General features: G+C 39.6%; 14 protein-coding genes and 1 pseudogene. 5 read left to right on the top strand and 10 right to left on the bottom strand.

Features of this window, described 5'->3' with window-relative positions; all coding sequences use genetic code 11:
* From F461_RS19355 to F461_RS0100255, 4 genes and pseudogenes are all read left to right on the top strand, one after another.
* Nucleotides 1–261 (top strand): annotated as a pseudogene (locus F461_RS19355) (hypothetical protein); the annotation flags it as partial.
* Between the two features lie 8 nt (nucleotides 262–269).
* Nucleotides 270–881, top strand: coding sequence for a hypothetical protein (locus F461_RS18355; RefSeq protein ID WP_019999160.1), 612 nt, complete (start codon nucleotides 270–272; stop codon nucleotides 879–881).
* 3 nt (nucleotides 882–884) lie between these two features.
* Nucleotides 885–1,220 (top strand): hypothetical protein, encoded by a 336-nt coding sequence (locus F461_RS18350; RefSeq protein WP_019999159.1) that lies wholly within the window; start codon nucleotides 885–887, stop codon nucleotides 1,218–1,220.
* 84 nt (nucleotides 1,221–1,304) lie between these two features.
* Complete coding sequence (locus F461_RS0100255; RefSeq protein WP_019999158.1) at nucleotides 1,305–1,628, top strand: hypothetical protein; 324 nt, start codon at nucleotides 1,305–1,307, stop codon at nucleotides 1,626–1,628.
* A 47-nt stretch (nucleotides 1,629–1,675) separates the two neighbouring features.
* Here the strand turns inward: F461_RS0100255 and F461_RS0100250 are convergent, their stop codons facing one another.
* The 10 genes from F461_RS0100250 to F461_RS0100205 form a co-directional block, all read right to left on the bottom strand.
* Complete coding sequence (locus F461_RS0100250; protein ID WP_019999157.1) at nucleotides 1,676–2,752, bottom strand: hypothetical protein; 1,077 nt, start codon at nucleotides 2,750–2,752, stop codon at nucleotides 1,676–1,678.
* Nucleotides 2,753–2,859: 107 nt separating this feature from the next.
* Nucleotides 2,860–3,360, bottom strand: coding sequence for a hypothetical protein (locus F461_RS0100245; protein WP_019999156.1), 501 nt, complete (start codon nucleotides 3,358–3,360; stop codon nucleotides 2,860–2,862).
* A 92-nt stretch (nucleotides 3,361–3,452) separates the two neighbouring features.
* Nucleotides 3,453–4,481, bottom strand: a complete 1,029-nt coding sequence (locus tag F461_RS0100240) for a hypothetical protein (RefSeq protein WP_019999155.1) — start codon at nucleotides 4,479–4,481, stop codon at nucleotides 3,453–3,455.
* A 126-nt stretch (nucleotides 4,482–4,607) separates the two neighbouring features.
* Nucleotides 4,608–6,302 (bottom strand): DUF2326 domain-containing protein, encoded by a 1,695-nt coding sequence (locus tag F461_RS0100235; RefSeq protein WP_019999154.1) that lies wholly within the window; start codon nucleotides 6,300–6,302, stop codon nucleotides 4,608–4,610.
* On the bottom strand, nucleotides 6,292–6,525 hold the full coding sequence (locus F461_RS19605) for an ABC-three component system middle component 6 (RefSeq protein WP_019999153.1): 234 nt from the start codon (nucleotides 6,523–6,525) through the stop codon (nucleotides 6,292–6,294). The genes F461_RS0100235 and F461_RS19605 overlap by 11 nt, the downstream gene beginning before the upstream one ends.
* Nucleotides 6,515–7,072, bottom strand: a complete 558-nt coding sequence (locus F461_RS0100225) for an ABC-three component system protein (protein ID WP_019999152.1) — start codon at nucleotides 7,070–7,072, stop codon at nucleotides 6,515–6,517. Before F461_RS0100225 ends, F461_RS19605 begins: the two co-directional genes overlap by 11 nt.
* 16 nt (nucleotides 7,073–7,088) lie before the next feature.
* Entirely contained in the window at nucleotides 7,089–7,325 is a 237-nt protein-coding gene (locus F461_RS0100220) for a hypothetical protein (RefSeq protein WP_019999151.1), read from the bottom strand.
* Between the two features lie 129 nt (nucleotides 7,326–7,454).
* The gene (locus F461_RS0100215) at nucleotides 7,455–8,075 is read right to left on the bottom strand and encodes a DUF4875 domain-containing protein (protein ID WP_019999150.1); all 621 of its coding nucleotides are present in this window, start codon (nucleotides 8,073–8,075) and stop codon (nucleotides 7,455–7,457) included.
* A 5-nt stretch (nucleotides 8,076–8,080) separates the two neighbouring features.
* Nucleotides 8,081–8,386, bottom strand: coding sequence for a hypothetical protein (locus F461_RS0100210; protein ID WP_019999149.1), 306 nt, complete (start codon nucleotides 8,384–8,386; stop codon nucleotides 8,081–8,083).
* A 109-nt stretch (nucleotides 8,387–8,495) separates the two neighbouring features.
* A complete protein-coding gene (locus F461_RS0100205) occupies nucleotides 8,496–8,972 on the bottom strand; it encodes a helix-turn-helix domain-containing protein (RefSeq protein ID WP_019999148.1) in 477 nt (158 codons plus the stop codon).
* A 120-nt stretch (nucleotides 8,973–9,092) separates the two neighbouring features.
* Here F461_RS0100205 and F461_RS0100200 point away from each other — a divergent pair, with 120 nt between their 5' ends.
* Nucleotides 9,093–9,407 carry a hypothetical protein gene (locus F461_RS0100200; protein ID WP_019999147.1) on the top strand — a complete coding sequence of 105 codons (315 nt, stop codon included), beginning with the start codon at nucleotides 9,093–9,095 and terminating at the stop codon, nucleotides 9,405–9,407.
* The last annotated feature ends 101 nt before the right edge of the window (nucleotides 9,408–9,508 follow it).

Here is a 9,508-nt window from a genome sequence, read left to right as displayed (position 1 = left end):
TTTACCGTTGGTGCAGGCGGAAAATATTCCGTTGGAAGCAAAGGTGGTGCTGAAAAGGTTTCTCCAACCGTAAGCACGACTGCGTCACATGACCACCTAATCGCATATGAGACTGGTAATGATCTGTCGGGTTCCACTTATCACAACTTCAACAGCCGCAATACTGGCGATCCCGATGATGGAACGGCTCACACTGGTGGTTCTCAGGCGCATGAAAACCGGCCGCCATACATCGGCGTGTTTTACATTAAATATCTATAGGAGAAGTTATGCACGTAACAGTTATTGCACCAGATAAAGTAGTTCTAGTTGATGGCAGCGCTCTAAAACTACCTAACTTTGATTTTGATGAAACTCTTCACGCTATCCAGTTTGATGGGCAGGAGGGGCAAATTGAATTTGAAACACCGGACGGAGGCGTAAGCACTGCGCCAATATCTGAATTAGAAGTGCAGCCATATGTGGAAGCTTGGAATGCAGAAAAGGCACGACTTGAAGCGATTATACCGCCTAAACCAACACTCACTGAAGCCCGCACCACAAAGCAACGCCAGATCGCAGCTGCGCATGATGCGTTTCTTAAAGCTCAAAGCGTGGAGTATTCCGAAATGGAGCGGCAAACATGGGATTCTCAGCGCACAGAGTCACAAGCGCTTCTTGCTGATCCACAAGCAGCAGCTCCACTTGTACGAGCGATCGCTAATGCACGCGGCATGGATGTGATAGAAATGGCGCGGCGTATTCAAGAAAACACACAAGCATGGTCAGTTCTTGCAGGCCACGCCACAGGTCAGCGCTTGAAGTATCAAGATGCGCTGGAAGCTTGCACGACCGTTGAACAGGTTGAGGCTATTTCTATTTCATTCACGACACCGGAGTAACCAATGAAACTACTTACACCTACTACCTACTTAGAAGCTTCAAACGAACTTAAAAACCGAATCTGCAACGGCTGCGGTCCTGATGGATTAATCGGCAAACTTGTTCCGGAACATCTTCTAGGCGCTAGCATTGCCGAGGCTTGTAATATTCACGACTGGATGTACCAGGAGGGAGAAGACAAGCAGAAAGCAGATCTCTACTTTTTGGCCAACATGATCTACCTATGCACCCAAAAGAGTAAGTGGCTTCTACCAGCTCGAGCACTGATGGCTGTGCACTTTTTCTTAGCTGTTCATTATGGCGGGGAAGAGTATTTTGTGGTGGATGAGGCTGCGTAAAAAGCTATGGCTCGTATGTTCCTTTAAAGCGTTGCAGATTTGCCTCTGTAACGCTTTTTTCTGTTTTGCGTTAAGGTAGGCCGTATGAAACGTGCAATGTTATATGATCCGGTGAAATTTCTGCGGGATAAGGGCGTGACAGTTCGCCTTGGCCTGCCACAGGATGGCAAGCAGCAGATAGAAGTGTGCTTTGACTCTCGGTACAGGGAAGCCGACAAGGTACAAGCCATATATAAGCGAGTGCAGCAGAGCTATAGCCTGATTCTTATGCAATTGAATGTAAGCAAAGGAATGCCCCCGCTCTCTGTAGAGTCCTTACTTGCTAAAGACTACATCCGCATTGCATGCGATGAACGCGGCAAAAGGCGCTATGTGATTACGGAGCGAGGGAAAAGGTGGATGAGATAGGTACTAAAAAAAGCCCGCTCAATCGAACCGGCTTTTTTTAGTTTTCGTCATCTTCGCAATTTATTGCGGATCGCAAAAAACAAGAGAGATAGCTGCAAAGTAATTGCACCTTGGGTAAAAAGCCAAAATAATTTTAGCCCAGTACTCTTATGCAAAATAGATGGTGCTGCTTTTGAAAAAAACGGGATACCTGCCCAAGCATAATGACTAGAGTACGCCCCTGTAAAGGAAAGTAGAAAAGGAATTGTAAGAAAAAGGAATAGCCAGATTGCTGCTCGCGCAGGAGATTCCCCATACATACTTAACTGACGATAACAAAAAAGCAGAAACATCATAAACCAGTTCTTCGTTTCTCTAGCACGTTTCAATGTGAATTCTTTTTCACATTGATGCCAGAGTGAAACCGCACCAGTATCAGAAAGCGAAATTGCTTTATTTTTCCAATCTCGGGCTATCCGTTCTGTTACAATATTTGAAGAGCTAATCTTTTCACACGATGGCCATCTGCAATTACTTAAAATTAACTTGTTAATTTCCGCTGTACCTATATCAAACTTCTCAAGAGGCATATCTTCCAAAATCAACATATTGTTTTCCAAAACAGTATCTTTGACTTCAAAATTTCTCTCCACCTCACACAGCCTAAACATCACTTGGTGATTAAAAGAACTTCTCACAAATGTTGCAGCATTCAGCTTAGTACGACGAAAAACTAACGGTCCCTCAAACACCGAATCATAAAATGATGCGTTACCGTTTATTGTTGAGTCATTTAACGTTAGGCGGTTAAAAATCCCAGCCTCGCAAAATAAATGACCTTCAATTGTACAATTTGAAAATATGATTCGATCGCACGCGCATTCTGTCAAATGTATATCACCGGAAAAATGACATTGCTGAAAATGAATTGCAGGTACATGCTCTCGAAGGTCTGCATAATTCTGAAATGACAACTCCCCAACCACATTAGCCAAGTTAAAAGTATATATATTGTCCGTAAAAACGTAATACTTTTCATCCGGATTATAAGATGTAGATAAAAAGTAAAATACGCTATCTAAAACATCTTGCGCTGCAATATCTGTAAATTTCTGAAAATAAGTTGAATTTTGACCTTTTCGCATTGCTAGTTAGACACCCTATTTAACTTAGTAACTACTCATTACTCATATAATTTCTAAACAAACAACTTTAGGAGCTTACCCAAACAGATCTGACTGTTCTACATTGTCTAAGCAACATCCTTTTTCTTAAAGAAGTTAGCAACAGCATCCTTAAGCATTGAGCCAAATACAACTGAGGCACCCCCAACAGCAGCCCCAGCAACCCCCACCAAAACCATGTCTGTTAAAGAAAACTTCTTCCCTTGTTCTTGCTCAATTACCCTAATCATCTCAGCAAATTGAAGCACTGAATCCTTTACATCTTCTAGGGCTTTCATCCTGCTTTCATCCGAATCGAGACAAGGAATAGCGACCTTGTAAAGGTCAATGAAATCTAATGAAAAGGCTTGCAATGCGCCAATTGTTTGCGTTTTATTTTTTGCATCAACAACAATTTTAGCGCGAATCGTTTTAGCAACCTCTTTAAATACGTCTAAGAAATTAGAACTGGTAATCACATCAACAAGCCAGTTAGAAGAAATCTTCTTCCTTGTCATGTTTTCTATGATTGATGCCACTTCTTCTTGAGAATACTCCGGCTTGATTGCAGTAAGAGTATCAGTACACATCACCGCCCCCTTTTTACTATATTGTTTCTCATGCCCCAATCAGCACAAAGTGAACAATTGATAACAATCAACACACTTCGGGCCTCCACACATCACCGCCGCACTTTATTACGCACAGCCAAAGCAAGTAAAGAAGACTGAATGGCTAAAAAGCCCTGCCACACTATCTGCCCACACTTTTCAAAGACAGATAAATTTAAAGAAACTGATGCCTTTGATAACAAGGGAATAAAACCCAAGGCATAACTGGCCCACTCTTCATTCAACTTAATCTCTGGACGCATATGAATAAGTGCAAAAACAAATGGGGCAATAATTAACGCAGCAAGAACCTTACTTGCTCGTTCCGGGGACTCTCCATATCGACTTACCCACCCATAACAAGCTAGGAAAAAGTAGGAGACCTTGTTTGAGCCAGTAGACAACCTTTCAAGAGCAAGCTCTTTTTCAAATAGATGCCACTCTGATGCTGTCCACTCATCACCCATGTTTCTTAACCTAACCTTCCAAGCACGACACATCGATTCTGTTACTACACCAGCTTGCTTAATTTGTTCCAAGCTAGGCCAATCAATATCTTCCACGCTAAAGCCTTCGCTCTGGCTTGGTGAAAATGTAATAAACGCCACTGGCATCCTGTTCAATATCAGTTCGCTGTTACTACAGCTGATATTAGCTAACTGAAGGTACTCACTCACATCACAATTATAAAACAATGCTTTTTTCTTAAATACTGCTAATGAAAAACTGGCAGTTGTAAACTTCACATCAGAAAAAGTTGCTCGTACTTTAAAAATACTCTCACTGAAGCTCGCATGTTTTTTGAACTGACACTCATGGAAAAAACACGATTCGATTGAAGAATTTTCAAAAGCAGCAAAATCTTCAAACACACAACTTATAAAGTTTATTCCAAGCATGTTTAAGTGCAAAAAAGATACGTTAGATACAAAGGTGCAATCTATAAAAGCCAGCTTGGGAATTACGTCCGGAAAAAAATCTTTTAATCTATTAAAATCACAGTCAAGTCTTCTTCCCTCGATTTCAGTTAATCCTTCTGCAATTTCTTTAAGAAGTTCATCTCCACTTTGGTCTGTTACGTTCTCTTCTGCTATACCCATAACTCCTCGCCCCGTTCTAATCTCGCTGTTCAATCCAATCCGCTCTATTTTTAACCATAGATCTACAAGATAAAAACAAAAGCCCCCTCAATCGAGCGGGCTTTTTAAAGCTTTAAAAAAAGCATGTTATACCTTAAAGAAGCGGTCATTTTCATCAAGTTCAAGAATGATATTGTTTTCACAGTCGTTACGCATCTCTGGCGTAAGGTTGTCCGAGAGTACGGATAAAATTTGTTGTCCAGAAAGAGACTTAGAAAGAACGAGGATATCTTTAAGTTGTCTTTTGTCTATATCTTCAACCATATCATGAAAGACAAATAAAGGTCTGGTAAGTTGTTGGCTATGCACAGCAGAGATATATGCAAAATCAAAAGCAATTACCTCTGCTTTTTTCTTGCCACCTTCAGGGTGTGAGCTCTCATTGCTTAATGATAGCTTGCAGCTTCCCTTTTGTTCATCGTAGTCGAATTCCAAGGTATAAGCTTCATTGTGGAGCTTTTCTGTGTAAACAGCAAAAAATTCATTAAATTTATTGATAAAGTTTTCTACAGTATCAAGTTGATCCTTAATGGACTTTAGAATTATGGCTAATGCATCAACGGCCTTTTTCTTATCGTCAGTGGCTTGTTGTTGTTGTTGAATTAATCCTTCAGCTTGACCAAACTTTACTTTTAACTCCCCAAGTTCCTTTATTTTACGTGTTATCACTTCGATATTTTTGCTGTCTTTCATTTTCTCAAAAACAGACCTTCTTACGGTATATACCTCTTCGAGTGCACCTTTTAATTCGGAGTGCTTTAATGTTAATTCTGGAACATCTTGAGTTAGGAATTTCTTCTTACTCTGAACGAGCTTGGCGTGGAACTGAGAAACTTCCTTCAGGTCTTTAATTGCACTTGTTATAGTAATATTAGCGTAAGCATATATTTCTTCTAACTCTGTAGTTAAATATCCACCAAGCGAGCTAGAAAGGTTTTTAACCGTTTCATTAATGTTCTTTATTTTTCGTTCTATGGATAAAACTTCTTTTGTAATATCGTCTTCTTGTCTTTGAAGTTGCGATAATTCAGAAATCGGATCTTTTTGCTCTGAAGAAAAGTTAAAGCTTAAAATTTCATCTTCAATTTTCTTAATAAGTTTGGCTAATTCTTTTAATTGTGTTTTATTTTTTTGTTCTTTAATGAGAGCGTTAATTACCCGTAAATTTTTAGCTCTACGGTTAACTAAGTTTGTCGCTAATCTTTTTTCACCTAACTTTTCACTGTCTTGGAATCCAAAAAGGTAAAGGTAAAGTTCACTATACTCTTTTCCTTCTGTAGGAACTCGTTTGTCCAAAAATTGTGTAGTGTTAAGCATCCGCTCATTAGTATTGCGGATAAATTTAGTAATAGCGTAACGCACAGAAAAACGATCTGTTGTAATTCCAAAGCAAAACTTTTTTATCTGATCTTCATACTTGCTTTGAGATAATTTGTTGCCATCAAAATAAAAAGCATCGTCATCAGAATCAATCGCAAGTCTACGTTCCATTCGATGAACGCCGAAATCTGCCCCAGTAAAGTTTAATTGCGCTATAATATCATTTTCTTCGAATAACTTTTGTATATCAATGTTTGGCTGTTTAAACTCATCATCGATGTACACAGGATCAATTGAACCAAGAAAAAGAAAATCTACCACTCTTGAAAGAGTAGATTTTCCAACGCTGTTTCCTGAATGTCCAATACCTTCTCTATTAGTGATGATATTTAAGCCTAGCTCAAAAGGTATACTTCTTATTTCAGAATTATTTTTAAAGAGTTTAAAACTGTTAAGCAGCATTGATAATTACTCCGTCGCTATTGTAGTCGATTGCATTGATGATATATAACCAGTCACATGTCAGTATTACATAGTCTATAGATATTTGATCATCATACTCGCTAATTATTTCAATCAAATGAGCGAAACTTAACTGCTCTAAGACATACAATTGCTCTAATATAATAGCACCGAGTACGACTACATTAATGCTTTCGTGACAGGAGTTGCTACTAGGTATCATCCGGCTTCTCCATAATGACGCATTCAATAAATGCATGAGCAACAACTACATTGACTCCAATATCAATATGCTCTTGTAGCTCAGGTGTATTATTTGATTCGTAGATGGTTTTTTTTAGATCACTAATAATGAAGTCAATTATTGCACCTGATTTTTCTCTGAGAACTTCAAGATCTAACTCTTCTTTTATAAAATATTCGATTTCAAAGTTGTCCAAGGCTTTAAAATATGAGTTTTCTAAATTCCTTAAAATGGTGTCTTTTCCAAAGGGAATCGATTTGTCAATATCATCATATGCTTCTTCAATCAGTGATGAATAATCAAGGTACTGTCTTATGATATGTTGTTTTTTATTCAGGTGGTTGTGTTTTATTTTTACAATGACGTCCGCTGGAGGCGTGCGCCTCTTCTGCATAGTCTGAGGTTGTCTATGTGTAAGATTAGAAAGCAGTTCGTTGATTGCAGAGCCAACGTTGTACTTGTTAGATTGATTGAAATTTACATCACTAAAGACGTTTTCGATACGAACATTGTTTACCGTACTCAAAGTCTACTCCTTTATGCTAGAAGTTTACATTTCCATGTACGTCTCTCATCTTTGTATTTTTATTTCCCTTTTGTACTGTTTGTTCTATTGTGCTGCTGTCTTTGATTTCGTTCCGTATTTCATTTTTTATTCTATTTTGTATGTTGTATGTTTTGCTTACAGCAAAAAGGCTAAGAAATATGCCACCTACAGTACAGCACCAACCAATCAGTTGACCGTTTTCGGATTGAATAAATTCTAAAATTGTTTCCATGAAATACTCAAAAGTTAACATTGTTATTTTTCAGCAAGTTCTGGCTACCCAAAGTTGCAACTTATAGACAACTCGGGAACGTAAGCTCTACGTTCCTCAATATTCCAGAACAAATAAACTAACGCCAAATTACTTCCTTAAATACTCACTCAACGAAAAGATTGGTAGATGCACCATATCAAAAGGAATATGCAGCTGTTCAGCGATGGCTGAACGCAAGGCATCTTCATCTGTCATAGTACTACCTTCTGACACAGGGTCAGGGATTTGATAGTCTTTGCGCATTTCGATCCAAAGATCAGATGTTTGAAAATATTCAACAGGTGGAAGCTTACCGTCTAGCGTTTCAACCTTCCACTCTACTCCGGTCGTTCCGTCCCACCCCTTGTTGTCGATGGCATATAGAGCTGTTGCAATCATTTCATCCTTTGCAGCCATAACTCGGACAAAAAGAGCCTGATAATTCTCTTCTGGGTATTTCTTTCTAAGCTTCTCGATAGATACTTCAGCAGCCTTCATTGCTGTGTGAGCGTACTGTTCTGGATTATAATTTTGAAATTCTGGAATTCGAATTTCCATGATTGCGCGGCCACGAGAAGTCACACTTGAGTTTAGTACATCGATTACTTCATACTTTACAGCCTGACTCATATCCGGCTCCTTTTTATTGTCCCAAAGAAATGCAGCAGCAACAAAACCTACGACGATAATTACTATCGCGTAGTTAATTAATTTATGAAATCGGTTCATATCTGCTACTCTTTGGTCAGAGTATTGCCAAACAATGTACAAAACGTATTTATTAACGTGGCAAGATCGAAGGAACTCTCCACAAGATACGCATCAGTATCCCCAAATTGGTCTTTAACCAAGACGACCCACGAATTCTTCTGCTTATTCATCTTTAAAACTGAGATCGAGAGCATTTCGTTCCCAGAGCAGAAAATTGGGTCAAACCCTTCAGTTACCAAATCATCAAAAAAGTTTTCTGAATCTTCATTTAGCCAAAGCTGACCAGCTAGCGCATCTTCTCTTTTTCCATTTTCAAAACAATAAAACATTCGAATCTACCCCACCGACTTACTTCATCAGTAAGCCCTTACTGTGTCCATTTGTCGCAATCCGCTCCCCCGAGCTTGCACCTTGCACGACTACATGGACATCTGTTTTCTAAGTCCTTTTCATACTCCAGTCGCATTTGTCTGCGAAAGCCGAAGCTTCAAGAGTATTCGTTTCAGCCTGAGTGTGTGTCTCATTCTGTGAATCCAAAATTTTCATTACCGCTTGCTGGATAACTTCAGGTGAAGCGCCAGACTCTTTGAGTATGCGTGTTGCTATTTCCAGTCGTTGTGCGATCGGATCTGTAACAGCAACCGTCTCTTTTTGCGCCTCTGGCTGTGCTGATGCTTCTTCCCCAAGAAACACTTCGCCTTCACCAGTAAGAAGCCAATTTGGTGTGAAATTTAACAGAACTACCAAATTCTGTAGATCATCCGCGCTAGGACGCTGCCCTGCTTCCCACGCACGCAGTTTCCCTTCAGTAACCCCAAGAAATTCCGCAACTTTCCCACGGCTTACCCGTTTCGCACGAGTTTTTATCTTGATTCTATCTTTAATTATTTCAACTAGATGCTTTCCATCTGTCATATTACACAACTTTATTCGCGAAATTTCACTTGATTTCACGTAAGATTACACATAATTCTATTTTTAACGAAACAACGAAACCAAAAACCATAAATCGAAATAACCGCAAGGGGTTAATTGATGGAACAACGAAACATGATTCCCGAATTCATATCTGATTTGACCCGTAGTGAAAAGCTAGAAATCTACATGAAGCGCAAAAAGCTGTCGTTTACCGATATTGGCAAAGCGATCAAAGCATCGCGTACCGCTGCGTACAAGCTGCTTCATGGTAAATCCGTTCCCACCTACCGACATGCGCAGCTGCTTAAAGCTGGCATTCCAGAAATTTTGATTCCACCTGCCCTAGACATTGCACCAGGGCCAAAGCCTAAGAAATCCATACTCGTTTCACCAGACGATACCGAACCAAATTACATGGGACAGGCTGCATAAACATCACGCGCCCTGTCCTGCCTACCGATGCTGCTAACAGTGCCGCATACCTAGTAATACAGGCAACGTGCAATTTTTTGGAGAACTACCACCATGACAAA

The sequence above is a fragment of the Halodesulfovibrio aestuarii DSM 17919 = ATCC 29578 genome (genome assembly GCF_000384815.1).
Classification (GTDB): domain Bacteria; phylum Desulfobacterota; class Desulfovibrionia; order Desulfovibrionales; family Desulfovibrionaceae; genus Halodesulfovibrio; species Halodesulfovibrio aestuarii.
The sequence above is the reverse complement of the archived record's forward strand: the minus strand, read 5'-3'. Positions and strand labels throughout refer to the sequence as shown.